Consider the following 19,826-nt stretch of genomic DNA (forward strand, 5'->3'; position numbering starts at 1 on the left):
AATCGGCGGGCCCCGCAAAACTCGCAACCGACCACGGCTCTAGCAGCGCATCAAACCGAAACGCGGGTAGCACGGCGGCGCGGGCGGCATGGCGGCGAGCAACCTCGATGCGCCCGAGGGAATCTGAAGGAACCGCCGAAGGCGGTGACGAAGATGACGAAGGGGCAGTCCGGAGCGAAGGCTCCGGACCGCAATCGTGGGCGCTCGCCGCCATGCCGCCCGCGCCGCCGTGCGGCCTACGAAGCTTCGCTCATACGCACAAACGAACAACCCACGAGGCTCCACTAAAAAGCCCCCCAAGAACCTACAGCAACTTCCCAGGATTCATAATCCCCGCAGGATCAAGAACAGCCTTTATCTCCCGCATCAACCGCAACTCCAGTGCATCCTTGCTATGCAAGAAATGATCCCGCTTCAACTGCCCAATCCCATGCTCAGCAGAAATGCTCCCGCCATAGCGATTGACCTCGTCCAGCACCGCATCCGTGATCGCCGCCCCATGCACCGCCACCCAGTCGCGGTCCGCGCCGGCGGGGCGTGACAGGTTGTAGTGCAGGTTGCCGTCGCCGAAGTGGCCGAAGATGAAGGGGCGGATGTCCGGGTACAGCGCGCGCACGCGGGCTTCGGCGGATTCCATGAAGTCGGGGATACGCTCGATCGGCAGCGACACGTCGTGCTTCAGGTGCGGGCCGTCGGCGCGCTGGGCTTCGGAGATTTCCTCGCGCAGCTTCCACAGCGCCTGCAATTGCGCCAGCGATGCGGAAACGGCCGCGTCCAGACACAAACCGCGTTCCAGCGCCGTGCCGATCACGTTTTCCACCAGGCCGTTCAGCGCGGCCTCATCGGCGGTGTCCGCCAATTCCACCAGCACGTAGGCCGGATAGCGCTGACCGAACGGTTCCTGCACGCCCGCGGCGTGTGCCAGCACCAGGTCGAGGCAATCGCCCGAAAAGTATTCGAACGCTTGCAAGCGCGCGCCGCACTGTTCGAACAGGATCTCGAACAGCTGCAAGGCCTGCGCCGGCGATTCGACGGCGGCAAGCACCACCGAGCGCACGTCGGTGCGCGGGAACAAGCGCAAGGCGACGGCGGTGATGACGCCCAGCGTGCCTTCGGAGCCGATCAGCAATTGCTTGAGGTCGTAGCCGGTGTTGTCCTTGCGCAGCGTGCGCAGGCCATGAAAGATTTCGCCCGTGGGCAGCACGGCTTCCAGGCCCAACACCAGTTCGCGCGCCATGCCGTAGCGCACCACGTTCACGCCGCCGGCGTTGGTGGCCACGTTGCCGCCGATCTGGCTGGAGTCTTCCGCCGCCAGGCTCAGTGACAGCAGGCGGCCGGCATCCTGCGCGGCACGGCGCAGATTGCCCAGAATGGCGCCGGCCTCGGCCACCATGGTGTTGGCGATGGTATCGATCGAACGCACCGCGTTCATGCGATCCAGGCTCAGCACCACGTTGCCCGCGCCGCCGTCCGGCGTGGCGCCGCCGCACAGGCCGGTGTTGCCGCCACGCGGCACCACCGGCACGCCCGCCTCCTGGCATAGCGCCAGGCAGGTGGCGACCTCGGCGGTCGTACGCGGGCGCACCACGGCCTGCGCGCGGCCCTTGTACAGGCCGCGCCAATCGGACAGCCAGGGCGCGATGTCGGCCTCGGCGGTGATGACGGTGTCGGGGCCCAGGGCCTGGACCAGGCGTTGCGGAAAGTCGGATGCGCTCATGATGTCTGCCTTGCGGCGGGAGGGAGTAGATCGAGTTGCAGGCGGCTGGCCGCCTGTTGCAGATGGCGGGCGGCGGCGTGCCGCGCCCGTTCGGGATCGCGCGCGCGGATGGCATCGAAAACGGCCACGTGTTCCTGGTGCACGGCGGCCGTCAGGCCGGCCTGCAGGCGGCTGTTGCTGCGCGCGGTGCTGACGGCCAACCTGAGCTGCAAGTTCAGGTACTGCAGCAGATCCTGATAGCAGCTGTTGTGGGTGGCGGCGGCAATGGCGCGATGGAAGGCGATGTCATGCTCCACGCCCCGCTCCGGATCTTCCAGATGCGACTCCAGGTCGGCCAGGGCGCGCGCCATGGCGGCCAGGTCGGCGTCGTCGCGCCGCAACGCGGCCAGGGCTGCCGCGCCGCCTTCCAGTTCCATGCGCAATTCGTACACGCCGGCCAATTGCTGGCGGTCCACCGCGATTCCTACGGACAGCTGGAAGCCCTGCGCACCGGTGCGCGACAGCACGGTGCTGCCGGAGCCCTGCCGGCTCTGGATCAGGCCTTGGGCGCGCAGGCGTTCGGTGGCCTCGCGGATGACCGCGGCGCTGACGCCGTATTGCTCGGCCAGCACGCGGCCCGCCGGCAGCTTGGCGCCCACGGGGTAGGCGCCCCCGGCGATGTCGGCGGCGATCTGGCGGGCGACCTGTTCGGTCAGGGTGAGGCTCTTGGTCAGCATCGGGACATTATAGGCACACTTCTCAGGTTATCTGATAACTTTTGAGAAGCAAACCGCATGGATCGAGGTTCAGGTTTCGTGGACCGCCGCGGGCAGCGTACTCAGGCGACGGCGGGTTCGCCGTCCGGCACGGTCGTCTCGGTCTCTTCGGCCCCAGCCACGGCGCAGCAGCGGCCGCCTTGCGCCTTGGCGCGGTAGAGGGCGGCGTCGGCGGAATGCAGGGCCGTTTCCGGGTCGCGGTTGGCGCCGGACACGATGGAAATGCCGATGGACAGGCCCACGCTGACTCGCGTGCCATCCGCCAGCGTGATCGGCTGGGAAGCATCCTGCAGCAGATGTTCGCCCAGTTTCAACGCGGCCGTGGCATCGATGCCGGTCACCAGCACGATGAACTCGTCGCCGCCGATGCGCGCGGCCACGTCGTCCACTCGCAGCATGGACCGCATACGCTGGGCGATGGTCATCAGCACCTGATCGCCCGCGGCATGGCCGTAGGTGTCGTTGATGAGTTTGAAGTCGTCCATGTCCATGTACAGCAGCGCTGCGGAGCTGTCCTGGCCGCGTGCGCTGGTGCAGACGCGCTCCAGCGCGGCCTGCAGGCCGGCGCGGTTGGCCAGTCCGGTCAGCGCGTCCTGGCTGGCGCGGCGCTCGCTGTCGCGCTCGGCCAGCATGGTGGACACCAGGATGCGGTTGAGCCGGTGCGAGGCGACGCTCATGCTGACCAGGTAGAACGGGATCTGGATGAAGACGATGGCCGTGACGTATTCACCAGTGAAGGCCGCGCCCAGGCACATCGGCCCCAGGCTCAGGAAGATCATGGCGCCCACCAGCCGCGGCGCGCCGTAGTTCCGGAAGCAGATGCCGCCGGCCATGGCCCCGCAGGACACGCCGGCCAGGGTGGCGGCCAGCCAGTCGCCGTTGATGAAGGTGACGAAAACGCCATAACCCACGCTGAACGCCCACAGCAGCGCCAGCAGAATGTAGATGTCGGTATGGGTGTTGCCGCCCTTGGGCGCTGCGCGCAGGGCGGATCGCAGTATCAGGACGCGGACCAACGCCAGCACCACCTCCATCCCCAGCCAGGACAGGTACAGCGGCTCGGGGCGGCGCCAGGCCACGACGCCGGAAATCATGAGGGTGTTGATGACCCCGCCGGCAAAGATGGGGAGCGTGCCGAACAGGCTGGCGATCAGGGCCGAGCGGATGTCCGCAGGGGTATCGTGCCCGGAATGCGTCAACCAACGCGTCAGGCGCCATTTGGGCAAGCTGAACTTAAGTGCTGTATCCACGCGGTAACGTCCCTGGCCATCCACCCGATTTCGGGTAGGCTGGCTGGCGTTATAGCAGGTATTTCAAGCCTTTAATATTGTCCGCGGGGCCAATTCGGGCCGTGGGATCAGTGCCCGCGATGCCCGCAGACGGCGCATTCGGGGTCGCGCTGGACGTTGACGCTGCGCCATTGCATGGTGCGCACGTCCAGCCACAACAGGCGGCCGGACAGGCTTTCGCCCACGCCGGACAACAGCTTGAGGGCCTCGGCGGCCTGCATGCTGCCGATGATGCCGACGACCGGCGCGAACACGCCCATCGTGGCGCAATTGGCTTGCTCGACGTCATCGCCTTCCGGGAACAGGCAGTGGTAACAGGGCGCGTTGTCGTCGCGCAGATCGTAGACGCTGACCTGGCCGTCGAAGCGGATCGCGGCGCCGGATACCAGCGGCTTGCGGTGTTGCACGCAGGCGCGGTTGATGGCGTGGCGGGTGGCGAAATTGTCGGTGCAGTCCAACACCAGGTCCGCCTGCGCAACGGCGTCGGACAGGGCCTGGCCTTCCAGCCGCTCGACGCGGGCATGGACCCGGGTCTGCGGATTGAAGGCCGCCAGCATGTCGCGTCCGGACTCGGCCTTGTGGCGGCCGACGCTGGCGGTGGTGTGCAGGATCTGGCGTTGGAGGTTGCTCAGCTCGACGACGTCGTCGTCGGCCAGGGTGATGTCGCCCACGCCGGCGGTGGCCAGGTAGAGCGCGGCGGGGGAACCCAGTCCACCCGCCCCCACGATGAGCACACGCGCCGCCAGCAGTTTTTCCTGCCCTTCTATTCCCAGCTCGTCGAGCAGGATGTGGCGGGCGTAGCGCAGCAGTTGCTCGTCGTTCATTTGTCCTTGTTGGGCTCGACTCCGGTCGGCGTGATCTTCATGCGCTGGGGCGTGCCGCCGCCGGCCTTGGCGTCGGCCTTGGCCTGGGCGCGGGCCGAACCCTTCTGCACCGGCTTGCCGGCCAGCACGTTCAAGGCCTGTTGCAGCTGGAAGTCGTCCTTGCCGCCAAATTCGAACACCTTGGTCGGCACGTCGGCGTTGTCGTCGCCGCCGCTGGACTTCACTTCGTTGGCGGTCTGCTGGTTGGACAGGTGACGCTGCAGATCGGCTTCGCGCGGCAGGCGGAACAGGTCGCCTTCGGCCGTGTCGGCAACGACGTAGTCGGGTTCGATGCCGGTGGCCTGGATGGAGCGGCCGCTGGGCGTGAAGTAGCGCGAGGTGGTGAGCTTGACCGCGGTGGTTTCGGACAGCGGCAGGATCACCTGCACCGAGCCCTTGCCGAAGGTGCGGTTGCCCAGGACCTTGGCGCGCTTGTGGTCCTGCAGCGCGCCGGCCACGATCTCGGAGGCCGAGGCGGAGCCCACGTTCACCAGCACCACCATCGGCACCGTCTTGGTCCAGGCCGGCAGGCCGGCCAGGTAGTTGCTTTCGCCGCGGGCGTATTCCGACGGCGTGGCCAGGTACTTGTGGCGGGCGTCGGGGGTGCGGCCGTCGGTGGTGACGACAACCGAGTCGGGCGGCAGGAAGGCGCCGGACACGCCGATGGCGCTGGTCAGCAGGCCACCCGGGTCATTGCGCAGGTCCAGCACCAGGCCCTTGGGGGCTTCCTTGGCGCCGAGGTCCTTCAGTTGCTTGGCCAGGTCGGCGCCGGTCTTTTCCTGGAATTGGGCGACGCGGACGTAGCCGATGCCGTCGTCCAGCATCTTGCTGCGCACGCTGCGCACCTTGATGATGTCGCGCACGATCTTCAGCACGATGGGCTGCGGGCGGTCGGCGCGCATGATGGTCAGCGTGATCGGCGACTTGGGCGCGCCGCGCATCAGCTTGACGGCGTCGTTGAGCGTCATGCCCTTGGTGGGCGTGTCGTCGATCTTGATGATGAGGTCGCCGGCCATCACGCCAGCGCGGGCGGCGGGCGTGTCTTCGATCGGGGAGATGACCTTGACGAAGCCGTCTTCCGCGCCGACCTCGATGCCCAGGCCGCCGAATTCGCCTTGCGTGGCCGTCTGCATTTCGCGGAAGGCGTCGGCGTCCAGGTAGGCGGAGTGCGGATCCAGGTTCGACACCATGCCGGAGATGGCGTTGTCGATCAGGGTCTTGTCGTCGACGGCTTCGACGTAGTTGTTCTTGATGGCGGCGAACACGTTGCTCAGTTGCCTGAGCTCGTCCAACGGCAGGGGACTGCCGCGCTGGGCGACCGCGGTCACGCCTACGCTGAGCAAAACACCAGCCACCGCACCGATGGCAATCAGACCGAAACCGCGAAACTTACGAGTGCCCATGCACACTTCCCGAATTTTGTTTTCGCCGATGGGGTTTGGTAATTACCAACGACATCAATCTACTGCGCCAGCCATTGTGCCGGATCCACAGGAGCGCCACGATGGCGAATTTCAAAGTATAGGCCGGATTCCACTTGGCCGCCGGTTGCCCCTACCGTAGCAATAGTATCGCCACCCGTCACCGAATCACCCACCCGTTTGAGCAGACTTTGGTTGTAAGCATAGACGGTCAGGTATTGCTGCCCATGATCCACAATGATGAGGTTGCCAAAACCGCGCAGCCAATCGGCGTAGACCACCGTGCCGGGGGCCACCACCTTGACCGGCGTGCCTTCGGGCGCGCGCAGCACTACGCCGCGCCAGACGCCGCCATCCGGACGGTCGACTCCGAAGCGGCCCTGCACCTGGCCGCGCACCGGCATGGACAGCCCGTGGCGCAGGCCGTTGCCGCCACCAACCGGCGCGGCGCGCGCGGTCTGGGTCTGCTGGGCGGGCTCGCTACGGCTTGGAGTGGGTTTTTCCTCTGGAGGTTCCGCCTTCTTGGACGGTTCCGCGGGTTTGGTTTGGGGTGGCGGCTCGGGCGTGGTCAGGCGGGACTGTCTCTGCTCAGCCGGGCGCAGGCCGGCGGCGTCCGGATCGGCCACGGCCACCGGACCGCGATTCTGGCGCGAGGCGGCTTCGACCTGCTCACGTGCCTGGGCGGCATCGCGAGCGTCACGGGCGTCGCGCTCACGCTTGGCATTGTCGGCGGCCTGCTTGGCGTTGTCGGCGGCGAGCTTGCGGTCGGCTTCGGCCTTCTTCCGGGCGTCCTCGGCGGCACGGCGTTCGGCGTCAGCGCGCTTTTTGGCTTCCTCGGCGGCCCGGCGGGCTTCTTCCGCGCGGCGCACTTCCTCGGCCCGCTTGCGCGCTTCCTCGGCCTTTCGGGCGTCCTCGATCTGCTTGGCGATGGCCGCGTCCAGATCGGTGATGAGCCGCGACAGGCGCTGGTCGTCGCGTCCCAGTTTGTTGGCTTCGGCGCGCTGGGCGGCGATCTGCCCCTCCAGCTGCGCCAGCAGCGTGGCGCGCTCTTTCTGCTGACCGACCAGCGCGGTCTTCTGCTCGGAGGTTTCGGCCACGACTTTTTCGATTTCGGCCCGGCGGGCGTCGGCGCGCCCCTGCAAGGCGGCCAGGCGCTCGATGTCCTCGCGCAGGGCCTGCACCGCGCTGGCGCGGGCCTGCGAGACGTAATCCAGATAGCCCAGGTTACGCCCCAGCACCTGGGGATCGTCGCCGGACAGCAGGGCCGTCCAGGGCGACAAGCCGCTGGTGTATTGGGTGCGGAGCTGTTCAGCCAGTTCGGTGCGGCGCTTGGCCAGCACCACCTGCTGCGTGCCGATCTGCTTTTCCAGGCCGGTCAGGTCGGTCTGCGCCTGGCGGTTGGCCTCGGCCAGTTCCCGCAGGCGCAGGTTGATCTTGGAAATGGCCGACTCGGACTGCTTGAGCGCGTCGGCCGCTTCCTTGCGGGCAGCCTCGCGGTCATCAATGTCCTTTTGCAGGTTCTCGATGCGGTCGCGCAAGGCGGCCTGCTGCTTTTCCGCGTCGGACTGGCGGCCGGCAAGGTCGTTGGGCGCGGCGCGAGCCGACAACGCCCCACCGGTCAGCATGACCGCCAACAACAACCCTGCCGCGCGACGCATAGAAATATCAGTCCTTCTTAGCCTTGCCCTGGGCTGCCACCGCAGCCATGGCCGCCTCGATCTCGGCGGCATCGCCCAGATAATAGTGGCGGATCGGGCGCAGGTCATCATCCAATTCGTAGACCAGCGGTTGGCCGGTAGGAATGTTCAGGTTGACGATGTCCTCGTCCGAGACGTTGTCCAGGTGCTTGATCAGGGCGCGCAGGCTGTTGCCGTGGGCGGCGATCAGGACATTGCGGCCGGCGCGGATGGCCGGGGCAATGGATTCGTTCCAGAACGGCAGCACGCGCTCCACCGTGTCCTTCAGGCATTCGGTGGCGGGCAACTGGTCAGCCGGCACCTTGGCATAGCGCTTGTCGAAACGGGGATGGCGTTCGTCGTCCAGGGGCAGCGGTTCCGGGGCGATGGCGTAGGCGCGGCGCCAGATCAGCACCTGCTCGTCGCCGTACTTGGCGGCGGTTTCAGCCTTGTTCAAGCCTTGCAGCGCACCGTAGTGGCGTTCGTTCAGGCGCCAGGTCACGCCAACCGGGGTGTACATGGCGTCCATGGCGTCCAGGGCGATCCACAGGGTGCGGATGGCGCGCTTGAGCAGCGAGGAGTAGGCCAGGTCGAAGGTAAAACCTTCTTTCTTGAGCAGTTCGCCGGCCTTGCGGGCCTGTTCGCGGCCGGTCTCGGTGAGGTCGACGTCGGTCCAGCCGGTGAAGCGGTTTTCCAGATTCCACTGGCTTTCGCCGTGGCGCATCAGAACGAGTTTGTGCATGATTTGGGACGCTTGTAACGCGGGTTAAAGTGAAGGAATGCGCTCATTTTATAATTGAGCGATTTTGCCCTTGATTTTGCCCCGGCGCACCCGCCCATTTCCGCGGCGCGGCGCTTCAGGGTTTGCCTATACCAGGCTAGTCGCCGCACTTCAGGATGCCCCGTGGACCTTTTGCAATTCTTGATCGATAAAAACAACGTCTTCATCGTCGCCGTTGCCGTGATCTCCGGCATCATGCTGGCCATCCCTGCCCTGCGCAAGGGCCGCACCGGTTCGGCCGTGAGCACGACCGAGGCCATCCAGATGGTCAACCAGCGCCAGGCCGTCTGGGTCGACGTGCGCCCCGCCGAGCAGTTCCAGGCCGGCCACATCGCCCAGGCACGCAACGTGCCGGCAGCCGACATCGAACAGAAGGCCGCCTCCCTGCCCAAGAACAAGCCGCTGGTCGTGGTTTGCGACAATGGCCGCGATTCGGCCCGCGCCGCCGCCAAGCTGCGCGCCCAGGGTTTCGCCGACGTCGTGCCGCTGGATGGCGGCATGCGCGCCTGGTCGGCCGCCAGCCTGCCGGTGACCCAGAAGGGTTGAAGCCTGGGGCCGCGCCCCCATCTAGCTATTCTTGTACCCCCAGGAGCGCCTATGAACAAAGTCGTCATGTACAGCAAGGACTATTGTCCCTATTGCGCCCGCGCCAAGGCCTTGCTCGAGCAGCGCGGCGTGACCGACCTGGAAATCATCCAGATCGACCGGGATCCGTCCCAGCGCGAGGTCATGATCGAACGCACCGGCCGGCGCACCGTCCCGCAGATCTTCATCGGCGATACCCATGTCGGCGGTTGCGACGACCTGATGGCCCTGGACCGCTCGGGTGGCCTCGCCCCCATGCTGTCCAACTAATCGCCCCCCCTTTTGCCCCTCCCACCAACGGAAACACTCATGGCTGATCAAGACCAAAACACCCAGCAAGAAGGCGGCAACGACGCGCCCTCGTTCAATCTGCAGCGCGTCTACCTGAAAGACCTTTCGCTGGAAATGCCGAATGCGCCCCACGTTTTCCTGGAGCAGGAAGCGCCCCAGGTCGAGGTGAGCATCACCGTGGGCGGCCAGCGCCTGGCTGAAACCGTGTTCGAAACCACGGTCACCGTCACGGTCACCACCCGCATCAATGAAAAGGTCGTGTACCTGGTCGAAGGCACGCAAGCCGGCATCTTCGAAGCCGCCAACATCCCCGAAGAGCAGCTCGATCCGCTGCTGGGCATCGTCTGCCCGACCATGCTGTACCCCTACCTGCGCGCCAACATCGCCGATGCCATCACCCGCACCTCGATGCCGCCGCTGCACCTGACCGAAGTGAACTTCCAGGCCCTGTACGAACAGCGCCTGGCCGAGCTGCAACAGCAGCAAGGCGCCGCCAACGGCAACGGCAGCGACTCGGGCATCATCCTGCCCCCCGGCGCGACCCGCCAGTAAAGCAAGCCGCGGCGTCCCCCCATGAACAATCCCGTTGTGCCACGCCTGCGCGTCGCCGTCCTGGGTGCGGGAAGTTGGGGCACCGCGCTGGCGGCGGCCGCCAGCCGCCGTCACGCCACCGTACTCTGGGCGCGCGATGCCGCGCAGGCGGTCGACATGGCCGCCTCGCACGAAAACGCGCGCTACCTGCCTGGCATCCCGCTGCCCAAGGCACTGAACATATCCTCCGATCTCGACGCCACGCTGCGCAGCCTGCAAGAAGACGGCGCGCGCCGCCTGATCGTGCTGGGCGTGCCCGTGGCCGGCCTGACCGCCATCTGCGGCGAGCTGTCCCGCCGGCTGCCCGCGCTGGGATTGCAGGACACCCCCATCGTCTGGACCTGCAAGGGTTTTGAAGCCGACACGGCCAGGCTGCCCCACGAAATCATGCGCGAGGCCCTGCCTGGCGCGACCGGCGGCGCCTTGTCGGGTCCCTCGTTCGCGCGCGAAGTCGCGCAGGGCCTGCCGGTGGCGCTGACCGTGGCCAGCGACAATCCCGCCTTGCGCGAGGCCACCACCGCCGCCTTCCATGGCGCGGCGCTGCGCGTCTATGCCAGCACCGACCTGGTCGGCGTGGAAGTGGGCGGCGCGCTCAAGAATGTGATCGCCGTCGCCTGCGGCATCGGCGACGGCCTGGCCCTGGGCACCAATGCCCGCGCCGCGCTGATCACCCGCGGCCTGGCCGAGATGACCCGCTTCGGCGTGGCGCTGGGCGCGCAGGCCGAGACCTTCGCCGGGCTGACCGGCCTGGGTGACTTGGTGCTGACCGCCACCGGCGAGCTGTCGCGCAACCGCCGCGTGGGCCTGGAGATCGGCTCCGGCCGCAAGCTGGCCGACATCCTGGCCAGCGGTATCACGGCCGAAGGCGTGCGCTGCGCGCGCGCCGCGCTGGACCGCGCCCGCGCCATCGGGGTCGAACTGCCGATCACCGAGGCCGTCTGCGCCGTACTGTTCGAGGGCGTGGCCCCCATGACCGCTGTGTCCGCCCTGCTGGCGCGCGACGCCCGCTATGAAAGCGTGGCGGGCAGCCAGCCGGAATCGGCGCCGGACAACCGGCCCCACTGACCCGCTCAATAACAAACACAACGCACAACCCCGAGGAGACATCCTTCATGACGCAAACCCGCAAGTTCCGGGTCGGCCCGCTGCTACGCGGCCTGTGCCTGAGCCTGGCCGCCGTCCTGCCGGCCGCCGCCCACGCCGACTGGCCCGACCGCCCGATCCATATGGTCGTGCCCTTCCCGCCCGGCTCGTCGCCCGACATCCTGGCGCGTACGATCTCGGAGCCGCTGTCCCAGGCGCTGGGCCAGCCCATCGTGATCGACAACAAGCCGGGCGCGGGCGGCAATATCGGCACCCGCATCGTGTCGCAAGCCAAGCCGGACGGCTACACGCTGCTCTACACGATCAACGGCCCGCTGGTCACCGCGCCCACGCTGTACAAGAAGACGCTGGGCTACGACCCGCTGCGCGACCTGCAGCCGGTGTCGCTGGTGGGCACCAGCCCCAACGTGCTGGTCGTGCCCAGCAGCCTGAAGGTGGACAACGTCAAGGATTTCGTCGCGCTGGTGAAGGGCCGCGGCAATTCGCTGAACTATGGTTCTGTCGGCCCCGGCAGCTCGGCCCATCTGGCAATGGAAATGTTCAAGGAAAGCGCAGGCGTCGACCTGGCGCATATCCCCTATTCCGGCTTCCCGCAGGTCATTTCGGCCATCATCGGCGGCGACGTCCAGGCCGGCTTCATGGTGCCCGCCATCGCCGTGCCCCAGGCGCGCGACGGCAAGGTGAAGCTGCTGGCCGTGACCAGCCTGCAGCCCAGCGAGGCATTGCCCGGCGTGCCGACGATGGCGTCGCAGGGCTATCCGGATTTCGAAGCCATTTCCTGGAACGCCGTGCTGGTCCCGGCCGGCACGCCCACGCCCATCGTCGAGCGCCTCAACAGCGAACTCGCGCGCATCATCGGCAGCGATGCGGTACGCAAGCAGCTGGCGCTGCAATATTTCACGCCCGCGCCGTCCACGCCCGAAGCCCTGACCACCCGCATCAAGAACGAAAAAGCGCGCTGGGATCAGGTGATCGAGAAGCTGAATCTGTCGCTGGACTGATTGCAGGACCGCTAATGGGTCAAGCGCGATAGATGGCGGGGCTTTTGCCCCGCTTTTTTCGCGCCACTCTCGTCACACTCCCCCTTCATACCCCTGCTGCCGCCAGGCCTCGAACACCGTCACCGCGACGGCATTGGACAGGTTCAGGCTGCGCTGGCCAGCGCGCATCGGCAGCCGCAGGCGCTGCTGGGGCGGGAACATCGCCTGATGTTCCTCCGACAAGCCCGCGGTTTCGCGGCCGAACACGAACACATCGCCCGGCTTGAAGCCGATATCCGCCACGCTGCGCTGCGCGTGCGTGGTCAACGCGTAGATGCTGGAGGGCGCGGCGCCGGTGTCGGCCAGCGCTTCCTGCAAGGTGTCGTGCACGCGCACCGGCTGCCATTCGTGGTAGTCCAGGCCGGCGCGGCGCATCCGGGCGTCATCGAGTTCGAAGCCCAAGGGGCGGACCAAGTGCAATTGCGCGCCGGTATTGGCGCACAGACGAATAGCGTTGCCGGTATTGGGAGGAATTTCGGGACAGACGAGGATGACGTGGAACATGGCGCTGGGAGCTCGAAACGGCTTGCGGCTGGAAGATCGCCGCACACCTGGAATTGTCGCCGATTTGCCTGCGGCCAGACTCAGGGTGTGCGCGCTGCGACCAGCACTGTGACACTCGCCGCCCCCGCGGCCACCAAGGCGGCAGCAGCGGCATTGGCCGTGCTGCCCGTGGTCATGACGTCGTCAACCACGACGAGGTGCCGTCCGCGCACCTCACCCGCGCAATAAAACAGGTTTTGCGCGCCGAGCCGGCGGGCGCGGCGGCCCTGCGCGGTCTGCCTGGAGGTCTCGCGGCGCCGCCGCAGCAAGCCGCGCGCCAGAGGCAGTCCGAGTTCGGCCGCCAGGCTGCGGGCGATCTCGGCCGCCGGGTTCATGCCGCGCTGGCGCAGCGAGGCGCGGCTGGCCGGAATGGCCACCAGCAAGGCGCCATCAGCCAAGGGGCCGTCACGGCCCACGGCGGCCGCGATCAGCCGGGCCAGCACCGGCGCCATGCTGAGCCGCAGCCGGGTCTTCAACATCAGGATCAGGGTATCGGCGGGCGGCGCGTAGTCGAACGCGGCGACCGTGCGCGAGAAAGCCCGGGGGGTGCCCAGGCAACTGGCGCAGTGCGGCGCGCCCGGGCGCAGGCGCAACGCGCAACGGGGGCAGCGCGACAAGGCTTGCTGGCGCGCGATGGAAGGAGCGCCGAGGGTTGCGCCGCGGATGGCCGCCCCGCAGATGGCCGCCCCACGGATGGCCGCCCCGCGGATGGCCGCCCCGCGGATGGCCGCCCCGCGGATGGCCGCCCCGCGGATGTCTGCATCGCGTATGTCGGTTTCGTGGATGCCAGGTTCCCTATCGGTCTCGCAGATATCGGCTTCGCATCCCGCGCAGAGCCGCGCCCCCGCCACCCGGGCGCCGCACAGGGGACACTCGCAGCCGACCCGCGACAGCAGCCACCGCCCCATGGCCCGTAGGGACAATCGGAAGCCGCGGCCCGGATGCGCAATAATGGATGCCATCCCTCATGAAACCATGATCCGCCCGCGGTGTAGACGCGGGCGCGACCGAAATGTCCCTGCCAGAATCCGCAACGCTCCCCTCCCTGCCCATCGTCAGCGCCGACGTGCCCCGGCAATTCGCCCGCCGCGGCGACCTGGCCGAGGCTCAGTTCCTGTACGGGGAAATCGCCCGCCGCATGCTGGGGCGCCTGCAATATATCCGGGTCCAACCCCAGGCCATGCTGGACGCTGGCTGCGGCGCGGGCGACAACCTGCCGCTGCTGCGCGAACGCTACCCCGACGCCGCCTATACCGGCCTGGACAACTGCGAGCCGCTGCTGGAGCAGGCGCGCAAGCGCCACGCGCCCGCCGGCCTGTCCGCCTGGATCGGCAAGCTGGCGCGCCGCGGCCCGGCCGCCCCGGCCTTCGTCAACGCCGACCTGGCGGCGACCGGCCTGGCGCCCGAATCGCTGGAAGTGGTGTGGTCCAACCTGGCCATGCACTGGCACCGAGCCCCGCACGCCGTGCTGGCGGAATGGCGGCGCATCCTGAAGGTGGGCGGGCTGGCGATGTTTTCCTGTCTGGGGCCGGCCACGCTGCGCGAGCTGCGCCAGGCCCTGGACGACGCGGGGCTGCGTACCGCCACGCCGTCCTTCGTGGACATGCACGATTTCGGCGATCTGCTGGTGGAAAACGGCTTCGCCGATCCGGTCATGGACCAGGAGATCCTGACCCTGACCTACCGCAGCCCCGAAAAACTGCTGCAGGACGTGCGCGCGCTGGGCGGCAACCCCGCCGAAGGCCGGCGCGGCGGGCTGGTGGGCCGGGATTGGCGCGACCGCCTCTGCGCCGCGCTGGAAGCGCAGCGCCGGCCCGACGGCCTGATCGTCTTGAGCATCGAAGTTGCCTACGGCCACGCCTGGCGCGCCGCCGCACATCGCACCACGGCGGGCGAAACCCGGCTGTCGATCAGCGCGATCGGCGGCCGGCACCACACGCCTTGAGATTAGGCTCGGCGGAGTTTGCCCGCCCGGCGGCCGGCTGGTAATTGGCCGGCGCTACATCGAGCGCCGGCCAACCGGCTCAGTGCAAACGTTCCGGCAATGGCACGCTGACCCCGGGCTCGGAAGCCGGCAAGGCCGACATAGGCTCGGAGGTGGCGCGGATGCGGCGCCTCAGGACTGCCGTGGGTTCCGCCGGTCCTACCCCGGGCGCGGCCACGCCGCGCCAAGCGTTCGACATGGCCTCCACCACCAGCGGCAGGTCGCGCAGGCGATGGAACTGGCTGCGCAGCCAGCGGGAATCGTTGCCGCTGCGCATGGATTCGTCGCGCAAGGCGGCGATCATGTCGCCCGTGCCCAGCTCTTCGGCCACCGGCATCAGGCGCTGGAACAGGTTGCGCAGATGGTCCATCAGCCGCAGGCGCTGGCCATCCGGCGTCACATAGCTGCCCTGCAGGCCAAAGCGGCAGGCCTGGAAGTGGTTGCTGCGATAGGACAGCCACGCGCCGTCGCCCGGATCGCCCTCGCGCATCAGCAGCACCGCCAGCGCCTGGGCGAAGGCCGCCAGCTGGCAAGCCCGCTCGACCGTCAGCGGCGTATCGCACACGCGGATCTCGACCGTGCCGAACTCCGGCTTGGGACGGATGTCCCAGTACAGGTCCTTGATGCTCTCCGCCAGGCCATAGGCGCGCAGCTGCGCCAGATGGGCCTCGAACTGGTACCAGTCCTTCACTTCGGGCGGCATGTGGCCGGCCAGCGGGAAGCTGTTGACCGCGTTCAGGCGCGAGCACGAGAACAGGGTATCCACGCCCTCGCAGTACGGCGAGGAGGCCGACAGCGCGATGAAATGCGGTACGTAGGGCGACAAGCGGCGCAACAGTTTGATGGAATCGTCGCCGCTTTTGACGCCCAGGTGGATGTGCTGGCCAAAGACCGTAAATTGACGCGCCAGGTAACCGTACATTTCGGCCAGGTACTGGAAGCGCGGGGTGTCCGAAATGGAGCGCTCCTGCCAGCGCATGAAGGGATGCGCGCCGCCGCCGGCGACCGACACGCCCACGGCGTCCGCCGCTTCGATCAGGGCGTCGCGCATTTCGCGCATCTCGGCCAAGAGACCCATGGGGTGCTCGTGCACCGAGGAATTCAGTTCGATCATGGACCGCGTGATTTCCGGTTTAACGCGGTCGGCGATGGGATGGTTGGCCATTTGGGCCAGCAGCTCGTCCGAGGCTGCGGTCAGGTCAAAACTGCGAGGGTCGATCAGTTGCAGCTCGAGCTCGATGCCCAGGGTGTTGGGGGCCGACGAAATGAACGGGATCTGTTCCATCTCGGACTCCTTTCTGAATGTTTGATGAGGGTGTGCGCCGTTCGACCTTGAAGCCCGGCAACATCCCGGGGGGCACTAGACGGCAGCTTGTGCACGCATGATAGCCGCTGTTTTGTGGCAAGAAGATGGAAAATCGTGACATTTATGTGCAACATCACGAAGCAATCGGTTTTTCCCTGTGAAGGAAAGTGAGCGAGCGCTCACGGCATAGAAACGGCGCGGGCTCCCGGCCCATGACGGCCGGATAGCGAGCCTGGAAGGGGCTTCCGGAAGGGGGTGGGACAACCCTTATACGGGTTATCCCTAGCCTATTTTCGCCAGAAAATAGGGGTGAACAGCACCAGCACCGTCAGCAGTTCCAGGCGCCCGATCAGCATCGCGAAGGTGCAGACCCAGATCTGGAAATCGGACAGAACGGCGAAGTTGCCCATGGGGCCAACCGGGCCCAGGCCGGGTCCGGTGTTGTTGACGCTGGCGAAAACGGCCGAGAAGGCCGTGATCGGGTCCAGACCGGACAGCAGCAGCAGGCTGGTGAACACGGCGATGGAGAGGCCGTAGAACAGCATGAAGGCCAAGACCGACGACATGGTGCGGGTCTCGACCGCCCGGCCGTTGATGCGCACCGGGCTGACCGCGTGCGGATGCAACATTGTGACCAGTTCGTTGCGTGCCTGCTTGACCAGCAGGATCGCGCGGATCATCTTGATGCCGCCGCCGGTCGACCCGGCGGAGGTGGCAAAGCCCGACAGCAGCAGCATGGTCAGCGGGGCGAACAGCGGCCACTGCGCGAAGTCGGTATTGGCGTAGCCCGTGGTGGTCGCCATGGAAATCGTGTTGAACATGCCATAGCGCAGCGCCTGCAGCGGATCGTCATAGACCCCCTTCAGGAACAGGAACACCGAAATGACCAGCCCGACTCCCAGTACCACCACCAGATAGGGAATCGCTTCCGGACAGCGCAGATAGGCGCGCCCGCTACGCTGGCGGAAGGCATTGAAGTGGGTGGCGAAGTTGATGCCGGCGATCAGCATGAACACCATCGCCACCATTTCCACGGCCACGGAATCGAAGTGGGCAAAGCCGTCGTCCCAGGTCGAAAAGCCGCCCAGGCCCATGGTGGTGGCCATGTGGCACCAGGCCTCGAACCACGACAGCCCGACCGCCCGGTAGGCCAGGAAGCACAGGATGGAGAACACGAAATAGACCGCGTACAGCGCCTTGGCGGTGCTGGCGATGCGCGGCGTGAGCCGCTCGTCCTTCATCGGCCCGGGCGTTTCGGCCCGCACCACCTGATGCCCGCCCACCCCGAGCAAGGGCAGGATGGCCACGGCCAGCACCAGGATGCCCATGCCGCCGATCCAGATCAGCGTGGCGCGCCACAGATTGATCGACGCGGGCAGCGTGTCCAGGTTGGTCAGGACCGTGGCGCCGGTGGTGGTCAGGCCCGACATGGCCTCGAAGTACGCCCCGGTAAACGACAACGGCAAGCCGGCGCCGTGGAAATAGAGCAGCAGCGGAATGGCCGCCAGCAGGGGCAGGCCCGCCCACACGGCCGACACCAGCACGAAGCCGTCGCGCGCGCGCAGTTCGCAGCGGGCGCGACGCGTCACCGCCGCCAGCCCCCCGCCTATGCCCACCGAGAGCAGGAACCCGTCCAGGAAGGCCTCGCGCGCCGCATCGCCGCCCACGTAGGCGACGGTCAGCGGGATCAGCATGGTGAGTGCGAACATCACCATCGTCAGGCCCAGGATGTAGAGGGTGCCCAGGACGCGCTTCATGGAGCTATCCGGCCGCGCGCGGCCCGCGCAAAAGGAAGGAGGCGGCGCCCATCAGAAGAAGGACGCCGAGACTTGGAACAGTTTTTCCACGCGCGGCATCTGCCGGCGCGAGGGCACGAAGACGATGACGTGGTCGTCGGATTCGATCACGGTATCGGCGTCCGGCAGGATGATCTCGTCTTCCCGCACCAGCGCGCCGATGCTGGCGCCCTTGGGCAGGCTGATCTGCCCGACCGAGCGGCCCACCACCTTGGAGGTGGAGCGGTCGCCGTGGGCGATGGCCTCCAGCGCTTCCGCCACGCCCTGGCGCAGCCGGTGCACGGCGGCCACGTCGCCGCGGCGCACGTGGCGCAGGAGTTCGCTCATGGTGGCCTGGGACGGCGACACGGCGATATCGATATGGCTGCCCTGCATCAGTTCGCCGTAGGCTTGCCGGTTGATCAGCGCGATCACCTTGCGCGCGCCCAGGCGTTTGGCCAGCAGCGAGGACATGATGTTGTCCTCGTCGTCGCTGGTCAGCGCCAGCCAGGTGTCCATGTCCTCGATGTTCTCGCGTTCCAGCAGCGCTTCGTCGGTGCCGCTGCCGTGCAGGACCAGCACGCTGTCGGGCAGCTGGGTCGCCAGGTACTCGCAGCGCTTCTGGTCGCGCTCGATGATGCGGACGCTGTATTTTTCCTCGGCCAGCTGGCGCGCCAGGCGCAGGCCGATGTTGCCGCCGCCCGCGATCATCACGCGGCGCACGGCGCGCTCGGCCTCGCGCAGCTGCCGCACCGCACGGCGCGCATCGCGTGAATCGACCACCAGCACCACCTCGTCGCCCGGGGCGATGACGGTGCCGCTGCCGGCGCGCAGCGGCCGGCCGCCGCGCAGCACGTCGATCACGCGCGCCTTCACGTCGGGCCAGACGTCTCGCAGCTTGTCGACGGGGGAATGGGCCATCGGGCTGCCGGCCCCGACCCGCACGGTCACGACACTGACCCGCCCTTCGGCGAACTCCACCACCTGCAGGGCCTCGGGGAATTCGATCAGGCTGTGCAGATAGGTGGTGACGCTGCGCTCAGGACTGATCAGCGCGTCGATGCAGAAGCCCTCTTCGCTCATGAGCTCCGGATGTTCGGCGAACTCGACCGAGCGGATGCGGGCGATGCGGCGGGGAATGTTGAACAGCTGGCGCGCGATCTTGCAGGCCACCATATTGGCCGAATCGGAGGCCGCACAGGCGATCAGCAGGTCGGTATCGGCGGCGCCGGCGGCCTCCAGCACCGATACCTGCGAGCCGTCGCCAAGGACGACGCGCAGGTCGAAGTGTTCTTGCAGGTATTGAAGCTGGACGGGATCCGAATCGATCACCGTGATGTCGTTCTCTTCGGACACCAGGTTCTCGGCCACGCTGGTGCCTACGCGACCAGCGCCCATGATCAGGATCTTCATGAGCTCCGCTTACGGGCGGACTCGATGCCCAATTGCTTGAGCTTGCGGTACAGGTGGGTGCGTTCCAGCCCGGTGCGTTCCGATACCCGGGTCATGCTGTGGCTTTCGCGGACCAGGTGGTATTCGAAATAGATGCGTTCGAATTCGTCGCGCGCCTCGCGCAGCGGCTGGTCCAGCGAAATGCTGCCGAGCTGGCCGTTGGACGTGACCGGGACTTCGTTGGCCGGCGCGGCGGCCAGGACCGGGGGATCCAGTTCGTCTTCCAGCGCCACGGCGGCGCTGGCCACGGTCGCATTCGACGCGGCAGGCGCCGGGTGCGGCGCGCGGCCGCGGGCCAGGCCGGCGGCGACGGTCTTCAGCAGGCGCTGCAGCGTGATCGGCTTTTCCAGGAAGTCCATGGCGCCGATGCGCGTGGCTTCAACCGCCGTGTCGATGGTGGCGTGGCCGCTCATCATGATCACGGGCATGTCCAGCAGGCCTTGCGAGCCCCATTCCTTGAGCAGGCTGACGCCGTCCGTGTCGGGCATCCATATGTCCAGCAACACCAGATCGGGGCGCATGCGCAAGCGTGCGGCGCGCGCTTGCGCCGCGTTTTCAGCCAGCTCGACCGTGTGTCCTTCGTCGTAAAGGATTTCCGACAAAAGCTCGCGTATACCGACTTCGTCGTCAACCACCAGAATTCTGGCCATAAA

Annotated in this window: 19 protein-coding genes; 6 read left to right on the top strand and 13 right to left on the bottom strand. The window is 67.2% G+C overall.

The genetic code is table 11. From position 1 onward, the window contains the following. Positions 1-304 precede the first annotated feature (304 nt). The 7 genes from AC6LKD_RS26960 to gpmA all read right to left on the bottom strand — a co-directional run bounded on the left by AC6LKD_RS26960 (position 305) and on the right by gpmA (position 8,463). Positions 305-1,717, bottom strand: coding sequence for an FAD-binding oxidoreductase (locus tag AC6LKD_RS26960; RefSeq protein ID WP_498117952.1), 1,413 nt, complete (start codon positions 1,715-1,717; stop codon positions 305-307). Beyond that, positions 1,714-2,433: a FadR/GntR family transcriptional regulator gene (locus AC6LKD_RS26965; protein WP_498117953.1), complete on the bottom strand. Its 720-nt coding sequence runs from the start codon at positions 2,431-2,433 to the stop codon at positions 1,714-1,716. The genes AC6LKD_RS26960 and AC6LKD_RS26965 overlap by 4 nt, the downstream gene beginning before the upstream one ends. 101 nt (positions 2,434-2,534) lie before the next feature. Then, positions 2,535-3,722: a diguanylate cyclase domain-containing protein gene (locus AC6LKD_RS26970; protein ID WP_498117954.1), complete on the bottom strand. Its 1,188-nt coding sequence runs from the start codon at positions 3,720-3,722 to the stop codon at positions 2,535-2,537. Positions 3,723-3,829: 107 nt separating this feature from the next. Beyond that, entirely contained in the window at positions 3,830-4,585 is a 756-nt protein-coding gene (locus AC6LKD_RS26975; protein ID WP_013396653.1) for a HesA/MoeB/ThiF family protein, read from the bottom strand. Then, on the bottom strand, positions 4,582-6,027 hold the full coding sequence (locus tag AC6LKD_RS26980; protein ID WP_498117955.1) for a S41 family peptidase: 1,446 nt from the start codon (positions 6,025-6,027) through the stop codon (positions 4,582-4,584). The genes AC6LKD_RS26975 and AC6LKD_RS26980 overlap by 4 nt, the downstream gene beginning before the upstream one ends. Positions 6,028-6,086: 59 nt before the next feature. After that, a complete protein-coding gene (locus AC6LKD_RS26985) occupies positions 6,087-7,703 on the bottom strand; it encodes a murein hydrolase activator EnvC family protein (RefSeq protein WP_498117956.1) in 1,617 nt (538 codons plus the stop codon). A 7-nt stretch (positions 7,704-7,710) separates the two neighbouring features. Further along, the gene (gene gpmA / locus AC6LKD_RS26990) at positions 7,711-8,463 is read right to left on the bottom strand and encodes a 2,3-diphosphoglycerate-dependent phosphoglycerate mutase (RefSeq protein WP_013396656.1); all 753 of its coding nucleotides are present in this window, start codon (positions 8,461-8,463) and stop codon (positions 7,711-7,713) included. 162 nt (positions 8,464-8,625) lie between these two features. On the opposite strand from gpmA, the gene AC6LKD_RS26995 reads away from it, so the two are divergent. The 5 genes from AC6LKD_RS26995 to AC6LKD_RS27015 are packed head-to-tail and all read left to right on the top strand — an operon-like array spanning position 8,626 to position 12,074. Next, the gene (locus AC6LKD_RS26995) at positions 8,626-9,048 is read left to right on the top strand and encodes a rhodanese-like domain-containing protein (RefSeq protein ID WP_013396657.1); all 423 of its coding nucleotides are present in this window, start codon (positions 8,626-8,628) and stop codon (positions 9,046-9,048) included. Positions 9,049-9,099: 51 nt separating this feature from the next. After that, positions 9,100-9,357, top strand: coding sequence for a glutaredoxin 3 (grxC, locus tag AC6LKD_RS27000; protein WP_013396658.1), 258 nt, complete (start codon positions 9,100-9,102; stop codon positions 9,355-9,357). 39 nt (positions 9,358-9,396) lie between these two features. After that, entirely contained in the window at positions 9,397-9,930 is a 534-nt protein-coding gene (gene secB / locus AC6LKD_RS27005; protein WP_013396659.1) for a protein-export chaperone SecB, read from the top strand. A gap of 21 nt (positions 9,931-9,951) precedes the next feature. Next, positions 9,952-11,034 carry an NAD(P)H-dependent glycerol-3-phosphate dehydrogenase gene (locus tag AC6LKD_RS27010; RefSeq protein WP_498117957.1) on the top strand — a complete coding sequence of 361 codons (1,083 nt, stop codon included), beginning with the start codon at positions 9,952-9,954 and terminating at the stop codon, positions 11,032-11,034. A gap of 47 nt (positions 11,035-11,081) precedes the next feature. After that, complete coding sequence (locus tag AC6LKD_RS27015) at positions 11,082-12,074, top strand: Bug family tripartite tricarboxylate transporter substrate binding protein (protein ID WP_492273988.1); 993 nt, start codon at positions 11,082-11,084, stop codon at positions 12,072-12,074. Between the two features lie 72 nt (positions 12,075-12,146). On the opposite strand, the gene AC6LKD_RS27020 is transcribed toward AC6LKD_RS27015, so the two are convergent. Then, positions 12,147-12,617: a tRNA (cytidine(34)-2'-O)-methyltransferase gene (locus AC6LKD_RS27020; protein WP_013396662.1), complete on the bottom strand. Its 471-nt coding sequence runs from the start codon at positions 12,615-12,617 to the stop codon at positions 12,147-12,149. A gap of 80 nt (positions 12,618-12,697) precedes the next feature. Beyond that, on the bottom strand, positions 12,698-13,618 hold the full coding sequence (locus AC6LKD_RS27025; RefSeq protein ID WP_498117958.1) for a ComF family protein: 921 nt from the start codon (positions 13,616-13,618) through the stop codon (positions 12,698-12,700). 50 nt (positions 13,619-13,668) lie between these two features. Here AC6LKD_RS27025 and AC6LKD_RS27030 point away from each other — a divergent pair, with 50 nt between their 5' ends. After that, a complete protein-coding gene (locus AC6LKD_RS27030; RefSeq protein WP_498117959.1) occupies positions 13,669-14,601 on the top strand; it encodes a methyltransferase domain-containing protein in 933 nt (310 codons plus the stop codon). Positions 14,602-14,680: 79 nt separating this feature from the next. Here the strand turns inward: AC6LKD_RS27030 and AC6LKD_RS27035 are convergent, their stop codons facing one another. The 4 genes from AC6LKD_RS27035 to AC6LKD_RS27050 all read right to left on the bottom strand — a co-directional run bounded on the left by AC6LKD_RS27035 (position 14,681) and on the right by AC6LKD_RS27050 (position 19,823). Then, positions 14,681-15,925 carry a YbdK family carboxylate-amine ligase gene (locus AC6LKD_RS27035; protein WP_013396665.1) on the bottom strand — a complete coding sequence of 415 codons (1,245 nt, stop codon included), beginning with the start codon at positions 15,923-15,925 and terminating at the stop codon, positions 14,681-14,683. A 308-nt stretch (positions 15,926-16,233) separates the two neighbouring features. Beyond that, positions 16,234-17,703, bottom strand: coding sequence for a TrkH family potassium uptake protein (locus tag AC6LKD_RS27040; protein ID WP_013396666.1), 1,470 nt, complete (start codon positions 17,701-17,703; stop codon positions 16,234-16,236). Positions 17,704-17,754: 51 nt separating this feature from the next. Then, positions 17,755-19,134 carry a Trk system potassium transporter TrkA gene (gene trkA, locus AC6LKD_RS27045; RefSeq protein ID WP_492273986.1) on the bottom strand — a complete coding sequence of 460 codons (1,380 nt, stop codon included), beginning with the start codon at positions 19,132-19,134 and terminating at the stop codon, positions 17,755-17,757. Then, on the bottom strand, positions 19,131-19,823 hold the full coding sequence (locus AC6LKD_RS27050) for a response regulator (protein WP_013396668.1): 693 nt from the start codon (positions 19,821-19,823) through the stop codon (positions 19,131-19,133). The genes trkA and AC6LKD_RS27050 overlap by 4 nt, the downstream gene beginning before the upstream one ends. Positions 19,824-19,826: the final 3 nt, after the last annotated feature.

The sequence above is a fragment of the Achromobacter sp. D7-1 genome (assembly GCF_059760445.1).

Bases quoted from the DNA above. Each gene is read 5' to 3' on its own strand.
- AC6LKD_RS27030 (WP_498117959.1), top strand. From the start codon at position 13,669: ATGTCCCTGCCAGAATCCGCAACGCTCCCCTCCCTGCCCATCGTCAGC.
- AC6LKD_RS26975 (WP_013396653.1), bottom strand. From the start codon at position 4,585: ATGAACGACGAGCAACTGCTGCGCTACGCCCGCCACATCCTGCTCGAC.
- secB (WP_013396659.1), top strand. From the start codon at position 9,397: ATGGCTGATCAAGACCAAAACACCCAGCAAGAAGGCGGCAACGACGCG.
- AC6LKD_RS27035 (WP_013396665.1), bottom strand. From the start codon at position 15,925: ATGGAACAGATCCCGTTCATTTCGTCGGCCCCCAACACCCTGGGCATC.
- AC6LKD_RS27025 (WP_498117958.1), bottom strand. From the start codon at position 13,618: ATGGCATCCATTATTGCGCATCCGGGCCGCGGCTTCCGATTGTCCCTA.
- trkA (WP_492273986.1), bottom strand. From the start codon at position 19,134: ATGAAGATCCTGATCATGGGCGCTGGTCGCGTAGGCACCAGCGTGGCC.
- AC6LKD_RS27040 (WP_013396666.1), bottom strand. From the start codon at position 17,703: ATGAAGCGCGTCCTGGGCACCCTCTACATCCTGGGCCTGACGATGGTG.
- AC6LKD_RS27015 (WP_492273988.1), top strand. From the start codon at position 11,082: ATGACGCAAACCCGCAAGTTCCGGGTCGGCCCGCTGCTACGCGGCCTG.
- AC6LKD_RS26980 (WP_498117955.1), bottom strand. From the start codon at position 6,027: ATGGGCACTCGTAAGTTTCGCGGTTTCGGTCTGATTGCCATCGGTGCG.
- AC6LKD_RS27020 (WP_013396662.1), bottom strand. From the start codon at position 12,617: ATGTTCCACGTCATCCTCGTCTGTCCCGAAATTCCTCCCAATACCGGC.
- gpmA (WP_013396656.1), bottom strand. From the start codon at position 8,463: ATGCACAAACTCGTTCTGATGCGCCACGGCGAAAGCCAGTGGAATCTG.
- AC6LKD_RS26965 (WP_498117953.1), bottom strand. From the start codon at position 2,433: ATGCTGACCAAGAGCCTCACCCTGACCGAACAGGTCGCCCGCCAGATC.
- AC6LKD_RS27050 (WP_013396668.1), bottom strand. From the start codon at position 19,823: ATGGCCAGAATTCTGGTGGTTGACGACGAAGTCGGTATACGCGAGCTT.
- AC6LKD_RS27010 (WP_498117957.1), top strand. From the start codon at position 9,952: ATGAACAATCCCGTTGTGCCACGCCTGCGCGTCGCCGTCCTGGGTGCG.
- grxC (WP_013396658.1), top strand. From the start codon at position 9,100: ATGAACAAAGTCGTCATGTACAGCAAGGACTATTGTCCCTATTGCGCC.
- AC6LKD_RS26960 (WP_498117952.1), bottom strand. From the start codon at position 1,717: ATGAGCGCATCCGACTTTCCGCAACGCCTGGTCCAGGCCCTGGGCCCC.
- AC6LKD_RS26985 (WP_498117956.1), bottom strand. From the start codon at position 7,703: ATGCGTCGCGCGGCAGGGTTGTTGTTGGCGGTCATGCTGACCGGTGGG.